Consider the following 21,707-nt stretch of genomic DNA (forward strand, 5'->3'; position numbering starts at 1 on the left):
TGCCGGGGCAGGGAGCATTCGCTTTCTGCCCCGTTTGCTTTGACGCCCCCTCAAAAGCAAGTCGAGTATCGATATGAGTGAAGCACTGGCATCGCTGCCGGCCGTCGTGCCGGATGTGAAGCGCCGCGACGGCGCCAACGGCGACCGCATTTTCCATTGGATCGTGATGGGCTGCGGCCTGTTCGTTCTCGCCGCGCTCCTGGCGGCGGCAATCTCCATGGCATGGGGCGGTCTTCTCGCCTTCCGCACCTTCGGCTTCGGCTTCATCACCGGCACCGAATGGGACCCCGTCGCCCAGCATTTTGCCGGTCTGGTGCCGATCTACGGCACGCTGGTGACCTCTGCGCTCGCCATGCTGATCGGCGTTCCCGTCAGTCTCGGCATTGCCGTCTTCGTCACCGAAGTGGCGCCGCGCTGGCTGCGCGGACCGATCGGCGGCGCGATCGAGTTGCTCGCCGGCATTCCCTCGATCATCTACGGCATGTGGGGCCTGTTCACTTTCGCGCCCTTCATGTCGGATTACGTCCAGCCGGCGCTGATCGACTGGCTCGGCCCGATCCCGGGCATCGGCCTGCTCTTTTCGGGCGCCCCCATGGGCATCGGCATGCTGACGTCAGGCATCGTGCTGGCGATCATGATCATCCCCTACATCTCCTCGGTCATGCGCGACGTCTTCCTGGTCGTCCCGGCGCAGCTGAAGGAATCGGCCTATGCGCTTGGCTCAACCCGCTGGGAAGTGGTGCGCGACATCGTCATCCCGCATACCCGCACCGCCGTTGTCGGCGGCATCTTCCTCGGCCTCGGCCGCGCGCTCGGCGAGACGATGGCGGTCACCTTCGTGCTGGGGAACACCCACAATATCGCCGTCTCGCTGATGGAGCCCGGCAACTCGATCGCCGCCGCTATCGCCAACGAGTTCACCGAAGCCGATACCGACATCTATCTCTCGTCGCTGATCGCCCTTGGTTTCATCCTCTTCGTCGTCACCTTCATCGTCCTTGCCGCCGCCAAGCTGATGCTGCTGCGCATGGCAAAGCAGAGAGGCGAATAAGATGGCCGGTTCCAACTCCATCTATCGCAGCCGCCAGATCAAGAGCGGCATCGCGCTGACGCTCTGCACCGGCGCCACCGGTCTCGGCCTGATCTTCCTCGTCTGGATCCTCTGGACGACGCTGGTCAACGGTCTCTCGGCGCTCAGCTTGAAGCTCGTCACCGAGATGACGCCGCCCCCAGGCGAAGACGGCGGCCTCGCCAATGCCTTTGCAGGCAGCTTGATGATGGTCGTGCTCGCCGTCATCATCGGCACGCCGATCGGCATTCTGGCCGGCACTTACCTGGCTGAATTCAGCCGCGGCAAGAAGATCGGCGCGGTCATCCGCTTCATGAACGACATCCTGCTGTCGGCGCCATCGATCATCATCGGCCTGTTCGTCTATGAGCTCGTCGTCCGCCAGACGGGCCATTTCTCCGGCTATGCCGGCGGCATCGCGCTCGCTTTCATCTTCCTGCCGGTGGTCGTGCGCACCACCGACGAGATGTTGCGCCTCGTACCGGACGTGATGCGGGAAGCAGCCCTCTCGCTCGGCATTCCGCGCTGGAAGGTTACGGTCGCCGTGCTCTATCGCGCCGCCTCGGCAGGTATCCTCACTGGAATCCTGCTCGCCGTCGCCCGCATCTCCGGCGAAACCGCGCCGCTGCTCTTCACTGCGTTGAACAACCAGTATTGGAGCACCGATATGTCCGAACCGATGGCCAACATCCCCGTCGTGATCTTCCAGTATGCGATGAGCCCTTACGACGAATGGCACGTGCTCGCCTGGGCCGGCGCCTTCGTCATGACCGCAATCGTACTGCTTCTGAGCGTGGGCTCCCGCGCCATTCTGAACCGTAAAGGTGGCAAATGATGCTGCAATCTTCCTCCACATTAGACACCCGCAGGACCGTGATGCCGATGGCCAACGACAAGCTCACCCTTGAAGATGTCAACTTCTACTACGGCGACGCGCATGCGATCCGTGGCGTCAGCCTGAATTTCCCCGAACGGCAGGTCTCGGCGCTGATCGGCCCCTCCGGCTGCGGCAAGTCCACGCTGCTGCGCATCCTCAACCGCATATACATGCTCTATCCGAAGATGCGCGCGACCGGCACCGTGAAGCTCGATGGCGAAAACATCCTCGACCCGCGCTATTCGATGAATGAACTGCGCGCCCGCGTCGGCATGGTGTTCCAGAAGCCGGTGCCGTTCCCGATGTCGATCTATGACAATATCGCCTACGGCATTCGCCACCACGAACGCCTCGGCAAGGCCGACATGGATGTCCGCGTCGAGCAGGCGCTGCGCCAGGCAGCCCTCTGGGACGAGGTCAAGGACAAGCTGAAGGGCAGCGGCCTTGGCCTCTCCGGCGGCCAGCAGCAGCGTCTCTGCATCGCCCGCGCCGTTGCTCTGCGTCCCGAGGTGTTGCTGCTCGACGAGCCGACCTCGGCACTCGACCCGATCTCGACGGCGAAGGTCGAAGAGCTCGTGTCGCAGCTGAAGACCGATTTCACCATCGTCATCGTCACGCACAACATGCAGCAGGCGAGCCGCATCTCCGACAACACCGCCTTCATGTATCTCGGCGAACTCGTCGAATACGGCCCGACCTCGCAGATCTTCCAGGCGCCGAAGAACAAGCGCACCGAGGACTACATTACCGGACGTTATGGCTGATACGCCCGGTAGCCCTTTTGCCCAATCCCTTTAGGTGTATCCGAATACGCTAATTTACCGGCGCCGGTCCTTTCCGGTAAGAGAGCCCGGTCGCGAGCGGCGCGATGCGGGAGGGCTTCATGTCTTCGGGAATGATTGGGCGGTGGCTTCTGCAGGAGGCCATCGCGGGGCTTCTGTTTGCTATCTGCATGTCATCGGTCGCCGTCGCCGGCGAGAGGATCGATCTTGCGCTGGTGATCGCCGCCGACGTCTCGACGTCGATGGATCCGCGCGAGAAGGCGATGCAACAGGACGGCTTCGTCGCCGCCTTCCGCCAGCCCGAGATCATCGACGCGATCGGCAGCGGCAAATATGGGCGCATCGCAGTCACTTATGTCGAGTGGGGCGGCGACCGCGGCCAGCGGATGGTGGTTCCCTGGACATTGCTCAAGGATGAGGCCGATTGCTGGATGTTCTCGCTGCGGCTTGCCGAGAATTCCCCGACCAAACTGCGCCGCGGCACCTCGATCAGCGAAGCGCTTTCCTATTCGGCATCCCTGCTGCGCCAGAGCGGCTACGCGCCCGACCGGCTGGTCGTCAATATCTCCAGCGACGGCGTCAACAGCATCGGCCGGGAGGTTGCGCCAGTGCGCCGGGAACTGATCGCCGACGGCATGACGATCAACGCCCTCGTCATCAGCGCCCAGGGCGAAGACGACGATGAGGAGCCGAACCTCTCTCCGGAAGCACTGTTTTCCTATTTTCACCGCGAGGTCATCGGCGGCCCGGGCGCATTCGCCATGCCGGTCCGCTCCGCCGCCGACTACCCAAGCGCCATCTACCGCAAGCTACTGCGCGAAATCGGCGGCTTCGGCGAGATTGCCGAAAACCGCTGAAATCACCACGCCAAATCAAGCCGCTCCAGCCCGTGGAAGTGATAGACATCCTTCACCTCGGGCGTGATTGCCATCCGCAGGCCCGGCAGCCGCTTGAAGAGGATCGGCAAGACGACGTTGAGCTCCAGACGCGCCAGCGGCGCGCCGATGCAGAAGTGGATGCCGGCGCCGAATGAGAGGTTCGGGGCTTCGCTGCGGTCTGGCTTGAAGGCGAGGGGATCGGTGAATTTCGCGGGGTCGAGATTGGCGGCCGCGAGAATGAGGCTCACCTTGTCGCCGCGTTTGAACGAAATGCCGTCGATCTCGACCGGCTCGAGCGCCCAGCGCTGGAAGATGTGAACCGGCGCGCAGATGCGCAGCGTCTCCTCGACCGTCCGCTCCGTTGTCGGCTCATCCTTGAAGAGTTCGGCGGGATCGCAGCCATTGTCGAGGATGACGCGCACCGAATTGCCGATCTGGTGCACCGTCGCCTCATGGCCGGCATTCAGCAGCACGATCGTCGTCGAGACGAGCTCCTCCTCTGTCAGGAACTGGCCCTTGTGCTCGGTATGGATCATGTGGCTGAGCAGATCGTCGCGCGGTTCGGCGCGGCGTTCGGCGATGACCGTCTTCACATAGTCGGAGAATTCCTTGGCGGCCTTCTCGGCGCCGTCCTCGTCCTCGCGGCTGCGGCCGAAGAGATACATGCGGATATAGGCATGCGACCAGTCGAGAAGTTGCGGTCCCATCTCCTCGGGGATGCCGATCATCCGGGCGATCATCGTCACCGGAATGATATCGGCGAAAGCCGAGAGCAGCTCGACCTCGCCCTTGTCCGCGAAGCCGTCGATCAGCTTGTTGGCAAGCTCTTCCAGCTCCGGCTTCATGCGCTCGACATGGCGGGAGACGAAGGCGCGGTTGACCAGCGTGCGCAGACGGGTGTGTTCAGGCGGCTCCAACTCAAGCAGCGAATAGCGCTCGGCCAGATCGAAATTGGCCACATGCTGGTCGGGTTCCGGCAGGCCCAGTTCTTCGCGGCTGGCGATGTGCAGGATCTGGCGGCCGAAGCGGCGGTCGCGCAACAGGCTGTTCACATGGTCGTAGCCTGTGAAGAACCACTGCTTCTGCTGTTCCCAATAGAAGGTCGGACAATGCTGGTGCAGCGCCGAATAGACGGCGTTCGGATTGCTATAGAAAGCCGGGTCGCTGCTGTCGAGAGAAACGCGGCGGGTGGCGGGATCGACCGAGAGAAAGGGTGCTATCATCATGGCTTCGAGGCTTAGCGGATTTGCCAGGCCTCGAAAAGATGCAGCGACGGCTGTGTGTCAACCGGCGCGGGAAAGCGAGCCCATGCGGCGCAGCGCCTCGACCTGATCGTCGACGGTCGGAACCAGTTCGCCAGCATTCTGGTCCATCTTCGCCGGCGGCGGAGCAGCCGTCTCCTTCTCGCCAAAGATGACGCTGCAATTGCGTCCGGCGCCCTTGGCGGCATAGAGCGCCCGGTCGGCGGCCGAGATCATCTTGTCGACATTGGCCTCTATCGGCGAGGCGATCGCAACACCGATGCTGACGGTTGCCGGAACGATCGCTTCGCCGGTCGAGATCGGCAGGCGGCAGAACTCGGTGCGGATCGACTCGGCCAGCGCTTCGGCTTCCGTCTGATCGGCAACCGTTGCGAAGGCGGCAAATTCCTCGCCGCCCATGCGGCCGAAGACGTGGTTCGGCACGAATTGGCGGGCGGACAGCGCGAAAGCCGAGAGTACGGCATCGCCGGCCTGGTGGCCGAAGCGGTCGTTGACGCGCTTGAAATGGTCAAGGTCGAAGAGGAGCACTGCCACCTGGCGCTTTTCGTCGAAGGCCTTTTCCTGGATGGCGCCGAAGCGGGCAAACAGGCCGCGGCGGTTCCAGACGCCGGTCAGCGAATCCGTGAGGCTCAACACGCGCAAATGCCTTTCAGAGCGTTCCATGATCATGCGGCAGGTTAGTGCAAAGGCGATCGTCAGCAGGAAGGCGCTCACCATCGCCGCCACGCCGCCGTAATTGGTGGCCTGAGCATCGGTTGGCAAGGTCAGCGCCATCATCAATGCGACGGCAAAGCAGAACACGCCCTGGATGACGAACACGGCAGCCAGCTTGTTGCGCGTTCTTTCCTGGCGCATGTTGCCGGTGGCAACCGCCATGGCGAGCGCGGTCGCACCCGTGGCCGAGGCCAGATTATAGAGGATGACGCGGTTGCCGTAGTCGCCGCCGACCCATGGCAGGAAGACGCCGGCCAGCCAGATCGCGGGCGGCAGCAGCGCCCACCATTCGATCTTCCGGCGGTCGAGCGCCATGAAACCGGCGACCCAGGCGCTCTGCCCGGCCAGTGCCACGGCATTGCCGCCTTCGATAGAGAGAATATTCGGGATTTCACCGCGCAGCGCCACCATGGCAAAGCCTGCGCCGCTGAGCAGAAAGCCGAAGCTCCACAGCAGATAGGCCTTGTTGCGCGTATTATGGCGCCAGGCCATCAGCAGCAGCAAAGCGAGCGTCATGGCCTCCGAGCACCAGATCGCCAATCCTGTCGTAACACTAAACACGGCAATACCCCTTGAAGTCAGGGGCATACTCATCCGCCAATCTTCGCCAGTTGATTAATCGGGAGATCGGCCGCACGCGATATTCGCGGTTAGGCTTTGCAAAGGGTAAACGTTTGAAAGCACTTGCCGATGGATTAAGCTTCCCTTCATCCTGTCGTCGAGAAAAGCTGTGCGGGTGCTTGCAGGTCACTCGCCGTTAAGCGGCAATTCGCAGATAGACGCTACATCGCAGCACAAGGCTTTTCCACCGGTCCCCTTGCTTCTTAACGTTATCCTTATGCGTGTCTTGAAGTAGAGGGCAGGGACACTCTATGTAGGGATAAGGCATTTTTCTTTGATTCCCGGCCCGGCCGGCAAGACGTTGACAAAGGACGCACATGAGAAATCCAGTCGATACCGCTATGGCCCTCGTGCCGATGGTTGTTGAACAGACCAATCGCGGTGAACGCTCCTACGACATCTACTCCCGCCTGCTGAAGGAACGCATCATCTTCCTGACGGGTCCTGTCGAGGATCACATGGCGACGCTCGTCTGCGCCCAGCTTCTCTTCCTCGAGGCCGAAAACCCGAAGAAGGAAATCGCGCTTTACATCAATTCGCCAGGTGGCGTCGTCACCGCCGGCATGGCGATCTACGACACGATGCAGTTCATCAAGCCTGCCGTTTCGACGCTTTGCATCGGTCAGGCAGCTTCGATGGGTTCGTTGCTGCTGTGCGCCGGCGACAAGGACATGCGCTTCGCAACGCCGAACGCCCGCATCATGGTTCACCAGCCATCAGGCGGTTTCCAGGGTCAGGCTTCGGATATCGAGCGCCATGCACGCGACATCCTGAAGATGAAGCGCCGCCTGAACGAGGTTTATGTCAAGCATACCGGCCGCTCCTACGAGGAAGTCGAAAAGACGCTCGACCGCGATCACTTCATGACCGCTGACGAAGCCCGCGAATGGGGCGTCGTCGATAAGGTTCTGACGTCGCGCACCGAGATGGAAGGCGATGCTGCGGCATAGTGATTAATTGGGATGGTGTTTTCGCTGCCACAGTTCTATCCCAATTGTGATTGAACAAGGGGTTTAATCCCGGAGCGGACACGCTAAGAGTAAGTATTAATGCTATGTTGAATTTTCATGACATAGCATTCGGCATTCGAAGGGGAATTCGTTGCCGCCGGAACTTGAGCGTGTTTGGTTGGGTTCCGGTTCTTACCCCTTGAAGCTAGGCCGGCTGATGCTCCGGTGGCGGAGCGGGCTGGCGGGCCATTGAGTGGACCGCGATTTCACCTTTGAAATGCGGCGTGCTGGAAGGAAAGTGAAATGAGCAAGGTCAGCGGCAGCAACGGCGGCGACTCCAAAAATACCCTGTACTGCTCCTTCTGCGGAAAGAGCCAGCACGAAGTCCGGAAGCTGATTGCCGGGCCGACGGTGTTCATCTGCGATGAATGCGTCGAATTGTGCATGGACATCATTCGCGAGGAGAACAAGTCCTCGATGGTCAAGTCCCGCGACGGCGTTCCGACGCCCCAGGACATCATCAAGGTTCTCGACGAATACGTCATCGGCCAGCGTCAGGCGAAGAAGATCCTGTCGGTCGCCGTTCACAACCATTACAAGCGCCTCGCGCATGCGACCAAGAACGGCGAAATCGAGCTGGCGAAGTCGAACATCATGCTGGTCGGTCCAACCGGCTGCGGCAAGACCTACCTTGCCCAGACGCTCGCCCGCATCATCGACGTTCCCTTCACGATGGCCGATGCGACAACGCTGACGGAAGCCGGCTATGTCGGTGAAGACGTCGAAAACATCATCCTGAAGCTGCTGCAGTCTGCCGACTACAATGTCGAGCGCGCTCAGCGCGGTATCGTCTACATCGACGAAGTCGACAAGATTTCCCGCAAGTCGGACAATCCTTCGATCACCCGCGACGTGTCGGGCGAGGGCGTCCAGCAGGCGCTTCTGAAGATCATGGAAGGCACCGTTGCCTCGGTACCGCCGCAGGGCGGCCGCAAGCATCCTCAGCAGGAGTTCCTGCAGGTCGATACGACGAACATCCTGTTCATCTGCGGTGGCGCTTTCGCCGGCCTCGACAAGATCATCTCCGCCCGTGGCGAGAAGACCTCGATCGGCTTCGGCGCCAGTGTCAAGGCGCAGGATGACCGCCGCGTCGGCGAAGTGCTGCGCGAGCTCGAGCCAGAAGATCTGGTCAAGTTCGGCCTGATCCCCGAGTTCATCGGCCGTCTGCCGGTTCTGGCAACGCTCGAAGACCTCGATGAGGACGCGCTGATCCAGATCCTGTCGGAGCCGAAGAACGCGCTCATCAAGCAGTATCAGCGCCTGTTCGAGATGGAAGACGTGGAACTCACCTTCCACGAGGACGCCCTTCGCGAAATCGCCCGCAAGGCGATCGTCCGCAAGACCGGCGCCCGCGGCCTTCGCTCGATCATGGAAAAGATCCTGCTCGACACGATGTTCGAACTGCCGGCGCTGGAAGGTGTCCGCGAAGTGGTCATCTCCGAAGAAGTGGCGCGCGGCTCGGCCCGCCCGCTCTACATCTACGCTGACCGTCAGGACGAGAAGGCCAACGCTTCTGCCTGATAGTCGTAGACGGCATGGTTAGATTTAGGGGCTTGCCTGCGGCGAGCCCCTTTCTATTTTGTGAACCGGGAGCCCTCCTGTTAATTATTGCAGAAGAAGCTTGAAAACGCTGTTCCTGACGTTGCGGAATGCTGCGTCCCCGGCAATGATGGAATGATTCCGTAGCGTGTTTTCCGGCCCAGTATTTTAGTCGGTTCGGAATTGGTAAGCGCCACTACAGTTACGCGCGTCATAGTGTGGGCGTTCCTTTGTAATAAGTCTGTCACAAGCAGGGAGCGCGAGCGTTGGCGTGGCTTGAAAAGGGTAAGAAGAACCTCCACTTGTAACCCAAGTGAGAGTGCCGGCCGGGTCCCAAGCGGCCGCGCCAGAGAGCCCGGAAACGGGACGATGGAAAGGAATAAGAAATGACGAAGAAAACGTCTGTAGCGAGCAGTGTTGCCTATCCTGTTTTGCCCCTGCGCGACATCGTAGTCTTCCCACATATGATCGTGCCGCTGTTCGTCGGCCGCGAGAAGTCGATCCGTGCGCTTGAAGAAGTCATGGGCTCCGACAAGCAGATCATGCTCGTAACCCAGATCAACGCCAGCGACGACGATCCGGATCCGTCCGCGATCCACAATGTCGGCACCGTGGCCAATGTTCTGCAGTTGCTGAAGCTCCCCGATGGCACCGTCAAGGTTCTGGTCGAAGGCCGTGCGCGCGCCGAGATCGATGCCTATACGGCCCGCGAAGATTTCTACGAAGCCCTCGGCCATGTGCTCGAAGAGCCGCATGACGATCCGGTCGAACTGGAAGCGCTGTCGCGCTCCGTCGTCTCGGAATTCGAGAGCTACGTGAAGCTCAACAAGAAGATCTCTCCTGAAGTCGTTGGCGCCGCCAGCCAGATCGACGACTACTCGAAGCTTGCCGATACGGTCGCATCGCATCTGTCGATCAAGATCACCGAGAAGCAGGAGATGCTGGAAACCACCAGCGTCAAGGCTCGCCTCGAAAAGGCGCTCGGCTTCATGGAAGGTGAGATTTCGGTTCTCCAGGTCGAGAAGCGCATCCGCTCGCGCGTCAAGCGCCAGATGGAGAAGACCCAGCGCGAATACTATCTGAACGAACAGATGAAGGCGATCCAGAAGGAGCTTGGCGACGGCGAGGAAGGCCGCGACGAGATGGCCGAACTGGAAGAACGCATCTCCAAGACCAAGCTTTCCAAGGAAGCCAAGGAAAAGGCTGACGCCGAGCTGAAGAAGCTGCGCCAGATGAGCCCGATGTCGGCCGAAGCCACCGTCGTGCGCAATTATCTGGACTGGCTGCTCGGCATTCCCTGGGGCAAGAAGTCGAAGATCAAGTCCGATCTCAACAATGCCGAGAAGATCCTCGAAGCCGATCACTTCGGTCTCGACAAGGTCAAGGAACGCATCGTCGAATATCTGGCCGTCCAGGCGCGTGCCACCAAGATCAAGGGCCCGATCCTGTGCCTCGTCGGCCCTCCGGGCGTCGGCAAGACCTCGCTCGCCCAGTCGATCGCCAAGGCGACCGGCCGCGAATACGTGCGCATGGCGCTCGGCGGCGTTCGTGACGAAGCTGAAATCCGCGGTCACCGCCGCACCTATATCGGCTCGATGCCCGGCAAGGTCATCCAGTCGATGAAGAAGGCGAAGAAGTCCAACCCGCTCTTCCTGCTCGATGAAATCGACAAGATGGGCCAGGATTTCCGCGGCGATCCGTCTTCGGCTCTGCTCGAAGTGCTCGATCCGGCGCAGAACTCGACCTTCATGGACCACTACTTGGAAGTCGAATACGACCTTTCGGACGTGATGTTCATCACCACGGCGAACACGCTGAATATCCCTGCGCCCCTGATGGATCGCATGGAAGTCATCCGTATCGCCGGCTACACCGAAGACGAGAAGCGCGAAATCGCCAAGCGGCACCTGCTGCCGAAGGCCATCAAGGAACATGCACTGCAGCCGCAGGAATTCTCGGTCAGCGACGATGCCCTGATGGCGATCAGCCAGCAGTACACCCGCGAAGCCGGTGTTCGTAACTTCGAACGCGAACTGATGAAGCTCGCCCGCAAGGCGGTCACCGAGATCATCAAGGGCAAGACGAAGTCGGTCCATGTCACGGCTGAAAACATCGACACCTATCTGGGCGTCCCGCGCTTCCGCCATGGCGAAGCCGAACGCGAAGATCAGGTCGGTGTTGTCACCGGTCTCGCATGGACCGAGGTCGGCGGCGAACTGCTGACGATCGAAGGCGTGATGATGCCGGGCAAGGGCCGCATGACGGTCACCGGCAATCTGAAGGAAGTGATGAAGGAGTCGATTTCGGCTGCTGCATCTTACGTCCGCTCACGCGCCGTCGATTTCGGCATCGAGCCCCCGCGCTTCGACAAGTCGGACATTCACGTCCATGTGCCTGAGGGTGCGACACCGAAGGATGGCCCGTCGGCCGGCGTGGCGATGGCAACCGCGATCGTCTCGATCATGACCGGTATCCCGGTCGACAAGAATGTGGCGATGACGGGCGAAATCACCCTGCGCGGCCGTGTCCTGCCGATCGGCGGTCTGAAGGAAAAGCTGCTCGCAGCGCTTCGCGGCGGTATCAAGAAGGTGCTCATTCCGGAAGAGAACGCCAAGGATCTGGCGGAGATTCCGGATAACGTGAAGAACAACATGGAGATCATCCCGGTATCCCGCATGGGCGAGGTGATCAAGCATGCTCTGATCCGCAGACCGGAGCCGATCGAGTGGGATGGAACGGTTGAAACGCCGGTCATCGCAACGGTCGAAGGCCTTGACGACACAGGTGCTGGCATCGCTCATTGAGCGGCATTCGCCACATTTATGTCAAATTGCTGCAAATCCCCGAAAAGGCTGGCGTAAATCGCCAGCCTTTTTTGTGAAAACCTTATGGAGGTGCTTGCTTTTCCTTGATTTGCAGGGCTTTTGGGTTGCGGCGGGCCTGATGAAACCTATTCTGTGCCTGGCTTACAGATTGAGTCGTTTCAAACCATTGAAAGGGGTGGAAACATGAACAAGAATGAACTCGTGTCCGCAGTTGCTGAAAAAGCTGGCCTGACCAAGGCAGACGCTGCCTCTGCTGTCGACGCTGTTTTCGACGTTGTCCAGGGCGAACTGAAGAGCAAGGGTGACGTACGTCTCGCCGGCTTCGGCAGCTTCACCGTTTCTCATCGCGCTGCCACCAAGGGCCGCAATCCGTCCACCGGCGCTGAAGTCAATATTCCGGCTCGCAACGTGCCGAAGTTCACGCCCGGCAAGGGCCTGAAGGATGCCGTCAACGGCTAATCCGGTTTTGCTTGGCCGCCGGATAACGAGACCGGCAGGCGAAGTTTTGAAGGGTTCGGCGATAGCCGGACCCTTTTTGCATTTCGGACAGCTTGCAGGCGGAAGACCTTTGAACTACGGATCGGTTGTTCTCAGGGCGGGGTGAAAGTCCCCACCGGCGGTAAGGGTTTCGGCCCAAGCCCGCGAGCGCTTTGTCCCAAAGGGGCAGGGGTCAGCAGATCCGGTGCGATTCCGGAGCCGACGGTATAGTCCGGATGAAAGAGAATGATCGCGAGCCGTATGCGGGGCAGGGTCTGCCCGGCAGCCGTCCTGCGCTCATGCGTCCTGATTTGTGTTGGTCCCTTTCTGGATGAAAGACATGAATCAGACTTCCCTCAGCTTTTCCTCGTCGCGTGCGATGGCCGGTGCCGCCTTCATGGTGCTGGCGGGCATCGCCTTTTCCATTCTGAATGTCGTCACCCAATGGGTGACGATGAAGATGGGCTTTTCCGCTGCCTCTGCAGCCTTCTGGCAATATGCTTTCGCGCTGGTCTTCTCGCTGCCGTTTCTCAAGCGCACTGGTCTGTCGGCCATGCGCACCGCCTATCCCTGGCGCCATATCGTTCGCGTAGCGCTCGCCGCACTCGGCGTCGAGGCCTGGGTCTCCGGCCTCGCCACAGTGCCGATCTGGCAGGCGATCGCGCTGGTCATGACCTCGCCCTTCTTCATCATCCTCGGTGCCCGCCTGTTTCTCGGTGAGCGCGTTGGCCCGGCGCGCTGGGCAGCCACCGCCGCCGGTTTCGCCGGCGCGATGATCATCCTGCAGCCCTGGTCGGATGCCTTCACCTGGGCCGCCCTGCTGCCGATCCTCTCGGCGCTCTTCTGGGGCGCCTCGTCGCTGATCACCAAGAGCCTGACCGGCGTCGAGAAGCCCGAAACGATCACTGTCTGGCTGCTGGTGCTGCTGACACCGATCAATGGCGTGCTTGCCGCTGCCGCCGGCTTCGAGTTGCCTGAGGGGTTCACCCTCGCGCTCTTCGTCTTTGCAGGTCTGCTGACGGTCTTCGCGCAATATCTGTTGACGCTCGCCTATACGGTGGCGGATGCCGCCTACGTTCAGCCCTTCGACGACCTGAAGCTGCCGCTCAATGTGCTCGCGGGCTGGCTGTTCTTCGGTTATGCGCCGGCAGGTTATCTCTGGCTGGGTGCAGCGCTGATTTTGACGTCTTCGCTGTTCATCATGCGCAACGAGATCAGACGCGAGCGGGCAGGGGCTTGATGCAAAGCGGTGCAAAACGCATCGCCTGTCATCCCTCTGTCATCCGCTTCCCTCAAAACCCCCATGTTTCGATTTTTCGACGCATGGGGGATTTCATGACTATTTCATCGCGCAAGGCAGCGCTCGCTGCCGTGCTTCTGGCTTCTGTTGCCTTTCCGGCAGCCGCCGAGCCTGTTTTCAACCGCATCGCATCCTTTCCGGTCGCCTCGAACCTGCCGGAAGGCAAGGACAAGCTTTCGACGACCTCTGCCGAAATCATCACCGCTACCGATGACGGCAACACGCTTGTCTACAGCGACAGCCCGCTCGGCGCGATCGGCTTCGTCGATATCACCGACGCCAAGGCCCCGAAGGCTCTTGGCGCGCTGATGATGGACGGTGAACCGACGTCGGTCACTTCGACGGCTGGCAAGGCGCTCGTCGCCGTCAACACCAGCGAAAGCAAGGTGAAGCCGTCGGGTCGTCTGGCGATCGTCGATGTTGCCACCAAGAAGATCGAGAATACCTGCGACCTCGGCGGTCAGCCGGACTCGATCGCCCTCAACAAGGACAAGACGCTCGGCACCATCGCCATCGAGAACGAGCGTGACGAAGACGTCAACGACGGCAAGATTCCGCAGATGCCGGCAGGCGATCTGGTGATCTTCGAAGTCAAGGCTGGCGCCGTCGATTGCGGCACCATCAAGCACGTCACGCTGACGGGTCTCTCGGCTGTTGCGCCTGAGGATCCGGAGCCCGAATTCGTATCCTTCAACAGCCAGGACGAGATCGCCCTGACGTTGCAGGAAAACAACGAGATCGTCATCATCGACGGTAAGACCGGCACCGTGAAGACGCATTTCACCGCCGGCAGCACCGATCTCTCTGGTATCGACACCAAGAAGGACGGTCAGCTGAAGTTCACCGACGAAGCGAAGGGCGTCCTTCGCGAGCCCGACGCCGTCAAGTGGCTGGACGACAACCGTCTCGTCGTTGCCAACGAAGGCGACTATGAAGGCGGCTCGCGCGGCTTCACCATCTTCGACAAGACGGGCAAGGTCCTCTACGAATCGGGCGCCTCCTTCGAGCGCGCCGTTGCCCATCTCGGCCACTATCCCGAGGGACGCTCCTCCTCGAAGGGCGTCGAGCCTGAAGGTCTGGAGGCCGCCAAATTCGGCGACGACCAGCTGTTCTTCCTGCTCGCCGAGCGCGCTTCCGTCGTCGGCGTCTTCAAGGACACTGGCGCTGATCCGGAACTCCTGCAGATCCTGCCGTCGGGCGTTTCGCCTGAGGGCGCAGTCGCCATCCCGAGCCGCAACCTGTTTGCCACCGCCAACGAAGTCGATCTCGGCGAAGATGGCGGCCCGCGTTCGCACGTCATGATCTATGAGCGTGCCGAAGGCGAGAAGGCCTACCCGCAGATCGTTTCGGCGGAAAAGGACGGCAACCCGATCGGCTTTGCAGCTCTTTCCGGTCTTGCCGCTGTTCCTGAAAAGGCTGGCCAGCTCTTCGCCGTCTCCGACAGCGTCCTCGGCAACCAGCCGACGATTTACACGATCGACGCGACGAAGAAGCCCGCTCTCATCACTGACGCGCTGACAGTCAAGCGCGATGGTGCGGCTGCCCAGAAGCTCGACATTGAAGGCGTAGCCGTCGACGCCAAGGGCTGGTTCTGGCTGGCCTCCGAAGGCAACAGCGAGAAGCTCACGCCGCACGCTCTCTACCACGTCAACCCGAAGGGCGAGATCAAGGAAGAGATCGCCCTGCCGAAGGAATTGACTGATAACGAGATCCGCTACGGCTTCGAAGGCGTGACGATCGTCGGCTCCGGCGATGACGCAACGTTGTGGATGGCCGTTCAGCGCGAGTGGAAGGACGACAAGAAGGGCTTCGTCAAGCTCGTCTCCTACAATCCGAAGAGCAAGGAATGGGGCGCCGTTCGCTACCCGCTCGACAAGTCTGAAAACGGCTGGGTCGGTCTTTCGGAAATCTCCGCTCACGGCGACAGCGTCTACATCATCGAGCGCGACAACCTCGTCGGCGATGCTGCCAAGCTGAAGAAGCTCTACAAGGTCGCCATCTCCGACCTGAAGCCCGCCAAGCTCGGCGGCGAGCTGCCCGTTGTCAAGAAGACCGAAGCCCACGACTTCCTCGACGAGCTGAAGACGGCAACCAACGGCTACGTCCTCGACAAGCTTGAAGGCTTCGCCTTCGACGCCTCGGGCAGGCCCTACGCCGTCACCGATAACGACGGCGTCAGCGACTCCTCCGGCGAGACCCTGTTCTTCCCGGTCAACCTGGTCGGCACGAACTGAGCTGGCAACAGCTGGATGAGATTGGGAAGGCCGGGCGCAAGCCCGGCCTTCTGTTGTTTGGGCTGACGCATGCGCAGCGAGCGCGAAGACGGCGATTGCCACAAACTCCCTCATCTCTGTGCTCGTCACAGAGATCCAGCTGGCCCAAGTCCTTGGGCCGAAGGGACTCCTCTCGCCGCGCAGACGCGCGTCGGCTGGATTCCTGTGACGAGCACAGGAATGAGGGAGGAAGATGGAGTGCCAAACAAAAACGGCCGGGCAATAACCCGGCCGTCTCTCATTCCAATATACTCAAACCCTACCAGCGATGATGCACATGCGGCGCGATCAGCCGCTCGTAGATCTCGCGGGTCGCCGCCATGACGTCGTGGGAGAGCGGCGCGAGGCTGGCAGCCGCTGCGTTGGCCTTGGCCTGTTCGCCATTGCGGGCGCCTGGGATGACCACGGTGACCGCCTCATGCATCAGAATCCAGCGCAGTGCGAAGGCTGCCATCGTGGCGCCCTCGGGCACCAGCTTGCGCACTTCCTCGACCGCCTGCAGGCCAACCTCGAAGGGAACGCCGGCAAAGGTCTCGCCGACATCAAAGGCTTCGCCGTTGCGGTTGAAATTGCGATGGTCGTCGCTGGCGAATTTGGTGTCGCGGGTGATCTTGCCGGACAGCAGGCCGCTTGCCAGCGGCACACGCGCGATGACGGCGACATTCTTGCGGCGGGCTTCCTGGAAGAACAGGTGATCCGGGCGCTGGCGGAAGATGTTGTAGATGATCTGGATGCTTTCGACGCCCGGGAATTCGATCGCCTTCAGCGCTTCCTCGACCTTTTCGACGCTGACGCCGTAACCCTTGATCTTGCCTGCCTTCTGCAGCTCGTTCAGACCTTCGAAGACTTCGGCGCGGTAGAGCACTTCCGTCGGCGGGCAGTGCAGCTGCACGAGGTCGAGGCTCTCGACTTCGAGATTCTTCAGGCTGCGATCGATGAAGCCTTCGAGATTGGCCTTGGTGTAACCGTCGGCGACATGCGGGTTGAGGCGGCGGCCGGCCTTGGTGGCGACCATCGGCCGTTTGCCGCCGCGGCTCTTCAAGACGTCGGCGACGATCTTTTCCGAGCGGCCGTCGCCATAGACGTCTGCTGTGTCGATGAAGGTCATGCCGGCATCGAGCGCCGCGTTCAGCGCCGCGCGGCCGTCAGCCTCGCTGACATCGCCCCACGAACCGCCGATCTGCCAGGCGCCAAAGCCGACATTGGTGACCGAAAACGGCATGCGGCCGAAACTATGTTCTTTCATGGAAATCTCCCTCGTGATGAAACTGCATCGCAACTAGCAGCCGCCGCAAATGGCGGCAAGCGTGCGACCGCAAGGGAGATAGGGCAGGGCGTCACTTCTTCGAGAAGGTGACGCGGACGGTCGCGACCGGGAAACCGAATTTGCTGACCCAGGCGGTATTCAACAGCGTGCCGTCAGGCTGGCGCCGGATCGTATCGTGGAATCGCACGATATTCTGCTTCGGGCCCGGCGCGATATCGACGAGATAGCTGTAGCGCGCCACGTCGCCCTTGACGGTAACCTCCGCGGAACCAACGACATCCTCCCGGGTGCCGCTGTAGCGGCCGGGCGCCGTTTTGACGAATCGCCAGGTTTTGCGCTCGCGAACGCCATCCGCGTAGACAAAGTCTTCGCAAAGCGTGAGCCGCTTTCCGTTCCAGCGGCCGGTGAGCGCCACGCGGAACTTGCGATCGACGCCGTTGATCGCCTCGAACTCGCCATCGGCCACGCTTCTGCCGGCAAAGAAATCCTCGAGCGCGAAATCGCGCGCGCTTGCCAGATGCGGCAGGGCGACGATGGCAAGCATGGCGGCGATAATGATGAGACCTGTGCGGCGCATGGTCTTCCTCCACTTCAAATCAGCCTGTTCCTGACCTACGTTTCGGCTAACGCACCGGATCAATCGCAGGAGAATCAAAATGGACATCAAGCAGGCCGGATCGCGGCCCTCGACTAGGCCATCCGCCGACTATTTCACCGGCACCGTCCGCCTCGATCCGATCGTCGAAGGCCCGGATCCGGCGCGGGTGCGCGCCGCCACCGTCACCTTCGAACCGGGCGCCCGCACGGCCTGGCATACGCATCCCCTCGGACAGACGCTAATCGTGACCTCGGGACGAGGCCTGGTACAGGTCTGGGGACAGGACATTCGCGAAATCCGCACTGGCGACGTCGTCTGGTTCGAGCCCGGCGAAAAGCACTGGCATGGTGCTGCACCCGACACGGCGATGAGCCACATCGCCATCCAGGAGGCGCTGAACGGTTCCCCGGTCGATTGGATGGAGCATGTCAACGACGATCAATATGCAGGAACGAGCTGGACCGTCTCGCGCCAGGCCTAAAGCAAGAGGGCGATCGGCGGTCTGCCGATCGCCGCGCGGCATCAGAGCCGCTTCAGGCAGTAGGAAAAATGCGCATGTGATTCGACGGTCAGGAACTCGAACTGCCAGCCGTAATCCTTGCAGAACTTGGTGACCGCTTCGACGACGCCATAGACGATCGGCTTGACGGTATTGCCGGTGCAGAAATCATGCCCGGCAATCCGCCCCGTCCGCTTCACCTTCTTCTCGCAAAGCAGCAGTTCCTGCCAGGTGAGCTCGAAGGAATGGTCGGTGTCGATATAGGCCCAGTCGAGAAACCCGTCCTCGAACTCCGCCAGCTTCTCCAGCGAGGTGCCCTGCATCAGCTTGACCTGACCCGAAGCAATCTGAGTCTCGAACCTCGTGTGAACGTCGTGCAGGCCGGAGCTATAGCGGTCCATCCCCCAGGGATCGATCAGGAACAGTTGCGACGGCCGATTCTTTTCAATGATCTCGGCGGTATATTCACCGAAGGCAACGCCCACCTCGACCCCGATTCCGCCATTCGGGATGCGGTAAAGCAGCTCGCCGCGATCCGGGAGAAGCCTGGCATTCTCCATATGGTGGGCCGAAAGCTGGGTCCGCGGCATCGCCGCACGCTGCGCCTGCCGTTCTTCGCGTGTCTTCATGATTCTCGCCTTATCCGGGGCAATTCTGCTTCACTGACTGCCAAGTAGCCGAAAGACGCGGGAGCGCCAACATCGGAGCCGCGATGTGAGATCAAATATCTGAGATTTCACTTGGGAAAAGAATGGTGGGCGATGAGAGACTCGAACTCCCGACATCCTCGGTGTAAACGAGGCGCTCTACCAACTGAGCTAATCGCCCTCGCGTCACGAACCCTGTTCGGCCCGCCGCGTCGGTGGCCGTGATCTATGCGGATCGGGAAAAAACCGCAAGAGTGTTTGTGAAGATTTTTTGATTTTTTTGGAAAGGGCGCGGCAACGCAGGCTTTTCGGCTTGTGGAAAAGGGAAGGGGAGTGCGCGGGTGGGTACCGCCCGGTGGATCTCTATATAAGGATCAGTGCGAGAAGGCCCCGCGCGGCGTCTGCTTCGCGCGAACTTTCAGACACTTGCGCGCTGCATCCAAAACAATTTCCGTGCTGTCATGGATTTGTCTCCAAACCTGCTTGACACTCAAATGCGAACCCCTTAGTTAGCCGCTCATCGAAGCGGCGAGCCCGCCTCGGTAAGGAAGCGAAAGCCTCCGGATTGCTTGAAATGAATGCGGGTGTAGCTCAGTTGGTTAGAGTGCCGGCCTGTCACGCCGGAGGTCGCGGGTTCGAGCCCCGTCACTCGCGCCATTTCAAAGCAAGTGCTGAAAGGCACATTCCGGTCATCGCCTCCGCAATGCGCGGGTGTAGCTCAGTCGGTTAGAGTGCCGGCCTGTCACGCCGGAGGTCGCGGGTTCGAGCCCCGTCACTCGCGCCATTTTCTCCTCCAAGCCATGCAGAATTTCGTGGGCTGCCATGCAGCCTTCCGCAACCTAAGCGGATTTGTCGCGACATCGTTGCATCTGCTTGATAATGTCGCATCATCGTAGCTTGAATTGGTCTTCTAAAAGTCTTGCGCCGTGGCTCAGCCTGCGCTAACCACGGCTTGTTGCAACGCACGTTCGCTTGCCGGGCATTTGCCCATTGCGCCGCCCGGCGCAGCCGGCAAGCAGGGATGAACATGATGACTGAACTGCTCGGTAATTACATTCCGATCGCTATTTTCATTGGTATCGCTCTCGTTATCGGCCTGGCCCTTCTGATTGCGCCGTTCGCCGTTGCCTTCAAGGCGCCTGATTCGGAAAAGCTCTCTGCTTACGAATGCGGTTTCAATGCCTTCGACGATGCCCGCATGAAGTTCGACATCCGCTTCTATCTCGTGTCGATTCTCTTCATCATCTTCGACCTCGAAGTCGCCTTCCTGTTCCCTTGGGCCGTTTCCTTCGGCGCCATCGGCTGGTTCGGCTTCTGGTCCATGATGGTCTTTCTTTTTGTGCTGACCATCGGCTTTATCTATGAATGGAAGAAGGGAGCCCTGGAATGGGAGTGACCCCAGCCGGCAATCAGCCGCTCGTTTCTCAGGCCCCGAAGGGGATCATCGATCCCTCGACCGGCAAGCCGATCGGCGCCAATGACGCCTTCTTCGGCGAAATCAACAACGAGCTCGCCGACAAGGGCTTTCTCGTCACCTCGACCGACGAGCTGATCAACTGGGCCCGTACCGGCTCGCTGATGTGGATGACCTTCGGTCTTGCCTGCTGCGCCGTCGAAATGATGCAGCTGTCGATGCCGCGTTACGACGTCGAGCGCTTTGGCTTTGCGCCGCGCGCTTCGCCGCGCCAGTCCGACGTCATGATCGTCGCCGGCACGCTGACCAACAAGATGGCGCCTGCGCTCCGCAAGGTCTATGACCAGATGCCTGAGCCGCGTTACGTCATCTCGATGGGCTCCTGCGCAAACGGCGGCGGCTACTATCACTATTCCTATTCGGTTGTTCGCGGCTGCGACCGCGTCGTGCCGATCGACATCTACGTGCCGGGCTGTCCCCCCACGGCAGAGGCTCTGCTTTACGGCGTGCTCCTGCTGCAGAAGAAGATCCGGCGCACCGGCACGATCGAGCGGTAAGGGTTAAGGACAAGACATATGAGCGAAGCCCTCACTGAGCTGTCGTCCTATATCTCGGAAGCGCGTGGCAACCTGGTTGCCGCGTCGCAGCTGAAGTTCGGCGAATTGACCCTGACGACGACGGGTGAAAACCTGATCGCGCTGCTGACGTTCCTGCGTGATGATGCCAAGTGCGGCTTCGTCAACATGATCGACATCTGCGGCGTCGACTGGCCGCAGCGCGAGCTGCGGTTCGATGTCGTCTATCACCTTCTGTCTCCGAAGCAGAACCTGCGCATCCGCATCAAGGTCGCGACCGACGAAGACACGCCGGTCCCCTCGGCCTGCGCCGTTTATCCGGGCGCCGACTGGTTCGAGCGCGAGACCTGGGACATGTATGGCGTTCTCTTCACCGGCCATCCGGATCTGCGCCGCATCCTGACCGACTACGGTTTCGAAGGACATCCGCTGCGCAAGGACTTCCCGACGACAGGTTTCGTCGAGGTTCGCTATGACGATGCCGCCAAGCGAGTCGTTTACGAGCCGGTGGAACTGAAGCAGGAATTCCGCAACTTTGACTTCATGTCGCCATGGGAAGGCACGGATTATGTGCTGCCGGGCGATGAGAAGGCGAAGCAGTGAGTAGTGATTAGTCGGTAGTGAATAGTCACAGGATGGCCAAGTGACGAACGGGAAAATAAGTTCCTATCGTGATTTGAAAGTCTGGCAGTTCGCCATCGATTTATCGGTTGTTTGTTACGAGGTGACGAGAACCTTCCCGCGGGAAGAGATTTATGGACTAACGAGCCAGATCCGGCGCTCGTCTGCTTCCGTGGCAGCCAATATTGCGGAAGGATACGGCAGGGAAAATCGAGGATCGTTCGCCCAGTTTCTCAAGATCGCGCAGGGCTCGTTGAAAGAGTTGGAGACGCATTTGATTATCGCCGGGAGGGTCGGTCTTTTAGACACTTCTGCGCTGAACCGAATGCTCGGCCAATGTGATGAAACGGGAAAGATGCTGGGTGCGCTTATTCGGAGCGTCCAGCGCAGAAAAGCTGATGGGTAGCGAGAGATGAAAACTAATCACTGCTCACTATTCACTAATCACTCTAATCGAGT

General features: G+C 60.5%; 20 protein-coding genes, 3 tRNA genes and 1 riboswitch. Of the genes, 17 read left to right on the top strand and 6 right to left on the bottom strand.

Translation table 11 applies throughout. The features are described from left to right. Positions 1–73: 73 nt before the first annotated feature. The 4 genes from pstC to J2X43_RS24185 all read left to right on the top strand — a co-directional run bounded on the left by pstC (position 74) and on the right by J2X43_RS24185 (position 3,585). Positions 74–1,051, top strand: a complete 978-nt coding sequence (gene pstC, locus J2X43_RS24170) for a phosphate ABC transporter permease subunit PstC (protein WP_112537433.1) — start codon at positions 74–76, stop codon at positions 1,049–1,051. A 1-nt stretch (position 1,052) separates the two neighbouring features. Then, positions 1,053–1,904: a phosphate ABC transporter permease PstA gene (pstA, locus tag J2X43_RS24175; RefSeq protein WP_112537432.1), complete on the top strand. Its 852-nt coding sequence runs from the start codon at positions 1,053–1,055 to the stop codon at positions 1,902–1,904. Then, positions 1,904–2,710: a phosphate ABC transporter ATP-binding protein PstB gene (gene pstB / locus J2X43_RS24180; protein WP_310298407.1), complete on the top strand. Its 807-nt coding sequence runs from the start codon at positions 1,904–1,906 to the stop codon at positions 2,708–2,710. Before pstA ends, pstB begins: the two co-directional genes overlap by 1 nt. A 119-nt stretch (positions 2,711–2,829) precedes the next feature. Continuing rightward, positions 2,830–3,585, top strand: coding sequence for a DUF1194 domain-containing protein (locus J2X43_RS24185; protein WP_310298410.1), 756 nt, complete (start codon positions 2,830–2,832; stop codon positions 3,583–3,585). 2 nt (positions 3,586–3,587) lie between these two features. Here J2X43_RS24185 and J2X43_RS24190 read toward each other — a convergent pair whose 3' ends face one another. Beyond that, positions 3,588–4,832, bottom strand: a complete 1,245-nt coding sequence (locus J2X43_RS24190; protein WP_310298413.1) for a cytochrome P450 — start codon at positions 4,830–4,832, stop codon at positions 3,588–3,590. A gap of 57 nt (positions 4,833–4,889) precedes the next feature. Then, on the bottom strand, positions 4,890–6,143 hold the full coding sequence (locus tag J2X43_RS24195) for a GGDEF domain-containing protein (protein ID WP_112389748.1): 1,254 nt from the start codon (positions 6,141–6,143) through the stop codon (positions 4,890–4,892). A 377-nt stretch (positions 6,144–6,520) separates the two neighbouring features. Here J2X43_RS24195 and clpP point away from each other — a divergent pair, with 377 nt between their 5' ends. The 6 genes from clpP to J2X43_RS24225 all read left to right on the top strand — a co-directional run bounded on the left by clpP (position 6,521) and on the right by J2X43_RS24225 (position 15,588). Continuing rightward, complete coding sequence (gene clpP, locus J2X43_RS24200; RefSeq protein ID WP_112389661.1) at positions 6,521–7,153, top strand: ATP-dependent Clp endopeptidase proteolytic subunit ClpP; 633 nt, start codon at positions 6,521–6,523, stop codon at positions 7,151–7,153. 303 nt (positions 7,154–7,456) lie between these two features. After that, the gene (gene clpX / locus J2X43_RS24205) at positions 7,457–8,734 is read left to right on the top strand and encodes an ATP-dependent Clp protease ATP-binding subunit ClpX (RefSeq protein ID WP_112389662.1); all 1,278 of its coding nucleotides are present in this window, start codon (positions 7,457–7,459) and stop codon (positions 8,732–8,734) included. Between the two features lie 404 nt (positions 8,735–9,138). Next, the gene (lon, locus tag J2X43_RS24210) at positions 9,139–11,556 is read left to right on the top strand and encodes an endopeptidase La (RefSeq protein WP_112389663.1); all 2,418 of its coding nucleotides are present in this window, start codon (positions 9,139–9,141) and stop codon (positions 11,554–11,556) included. 204 nt (positions 11,557–11,760) lie between these two features. Next, positions 11,761–12,036, top strand: coding sequence for a DNA-binding protein HupB (gene hupB, locus J2X43_RS24215; protein WP_112389664.1), 276 nt, complete (start codon positions 11,761–11,763; stop codon positions 12,034–12,036). Positions 12,037–12,159: 123 nt separating this feature from the next. Beyond that, positions 12,160–12,306, top strand: a riboswitch (FMN riboswitch). Positions 12,307–12,385: 79 nt separating this feature from the next. Beyond that, positions 12,386–13,294 carry a DMT family transporter gene (locus J2X43_RS24220; RefSeq protein ID WP_310298424.1) on the top strand — a complete coding sequence of 303 codons (909 nt, stop codon included), beginning with the start codon at positions 12,386–12,388 and terminating at the stop codon, positions 13,292–13,294. An 83-nt stretch (positions 13,295–13,377) separates the two neighbouring features. Further along, a complete protein-coding gene (locus J2X43_RS24225; RefSeq protein WP_310298427.1) occupies positions 13,378–15,588 on the top strand; it encodes an esterase-like activity of phytase family protein in 2,211 nt (736 codons plus the stop codon). Positions 15,589–15,886: 298 nt separating this feature from the next. On the opposite strand, the gene J2X43_RS24230 is transcribed toward J2X43_RS24225, so the two are convergent. Both J2X43_RS24230 and J2X43_RS24235 read right to left on the bottom strand, forming a co-directional pair. Next, positions 15,887–16,873, bottom strand: a complete 987-nt coding sequence (locus tag J2X43_RS24230) for an aldo/keto reductase (protein WP_310298429.1) — start codon at positions 16,871–16,873, stop codon at positions 15,887–15,889. 91 nt (positions 16,874–16,964) lie between these two features. Continuing rightward, entirely contained in the window at positions 16,965–17,471 is a 507-nt protein-coding gene (locus J2X43_RS24235) for a DUF3833 family protein (protein ID WP_310298432.1), read from the bottom strand. A gap of 79 nt (positions 17,472–17,550) precedes the next feature. Between J2X43_RS24235 and J2X43_RS24240 the strand changes: the two genes are divergently transcribed. Next, positions 17,551–17,973: a cupin domain-containing protein gene (locus tag J2X43_RS24240; RefSeq protein WP_310298435.1), complete on the top strand. Its 423-nt coding sequence runs from the start codon at positions 17,551–17,553 to the stop codon at positions 17,971–17,973. Positions 17,974–18,014: 41 nt separating this feature from the next. Here the strand turns inward: J2X43_RS24240 and J2X43_RS24245 are convergent, their stop codons facing one another. Together J2X43_RS24245 and J2X43_RS24250 are read right to left on the bottom strand one after the other, a co-directional pair. Then, positions 18,015–18,620, bottom strand: coding sequence for a class I SAM-dependent methyltransferase (locus J2X43_RS24245; protein WP_310298438.1), 606 nt, complete (start codon positions 18,618–18,620; stop codon positions 18,015–18,017). 123 nt (positions 18,621–18,743) lie between these two features. Then, positions 18,744–18,819, bottom strand: a tRNA-Val gene (locus J2X43_RS24250). Between the two features lie 399 nt (positions 18,820–19,218). Here J2X43_RS24250 and J2X43_RS24255 point away from each other — a divergent pair. From J2X43_RS24255 to J2X43_RS24280, 6 genes are all read left to right on the top strand, one after another. Continuing rightward, positions 19,219–19,295, top strand: a tRNA-Asp gene (locus J2X43_RS24255). 50 nt (positions 19,296–19,345) lie between these two features. Continuing rightward, positions 19,346–19,422 (top strand) — tRNA-Asp (locus J2X43_RS24260). A 246-nt stretch (positions 19,423–19,668) separates the two neighbouring features. After that, positions 19,669–20,034 (top strand): NADH-quinone oxidoreductase subunit A, encoded by a 366-nt coding sequence (locus J2X43_RS24265; RefSeq protein WP_112389750.1) that lies wholly within the window; start codon positions 19,669–19,671, stop codon positions 20,032–20,034. Continuing rightward, complete coding sequence (locus J2X43_RS24270) at positions 20,025–20,609, top strand: NADH-quinone oxidoreductase subunit B family protein (RefSeq protein ID WP_112389670.1); 585 nt, start codon at positions 20,025–20,027, stop codon at positions 20,607–20,609. The genes J2X43_RS24265 and J2X43_RS24270 overlap by 10 nt, the downstream gene beginning before the upstream one ends. Before the next feature lie 18 nt (positions 20,610–20,627). Continuing rightward, on the top strand, positions 20,628–21,230 hold the full coding sequence (locus J2X43_RS24275; protein WP_112389671.1) for an NADH-quinone oxidoreductase subunit C: 603 nt from the start codon (positions 20,628–20,630) through the stop codon (positions 21,228–21,230). A gap of 40 nt (positions 21,231–21,270) precedes the next feature. Next, positions 21,271–21,654, top strand: a complete 384-nt coding sequence (locus tag J2X43_RS24280; RefSeq protein ID WP_310298442.1) for a four helix bundle protein — start codon at positions 21,271–21,273, stop codon at positions 21,652–21,654. Positions 21,655–21,707: the final 53 nt, after the last annotated feature.

The organism is Rhizobium sp. BE258, assembly GCF_031457345.1.
Taxonomy (GTDB): Bacteria; Pseudomonadota; Alphaproteobacteria; order Rhizobiales; family Rhizobiaceae; genus Rhizobium.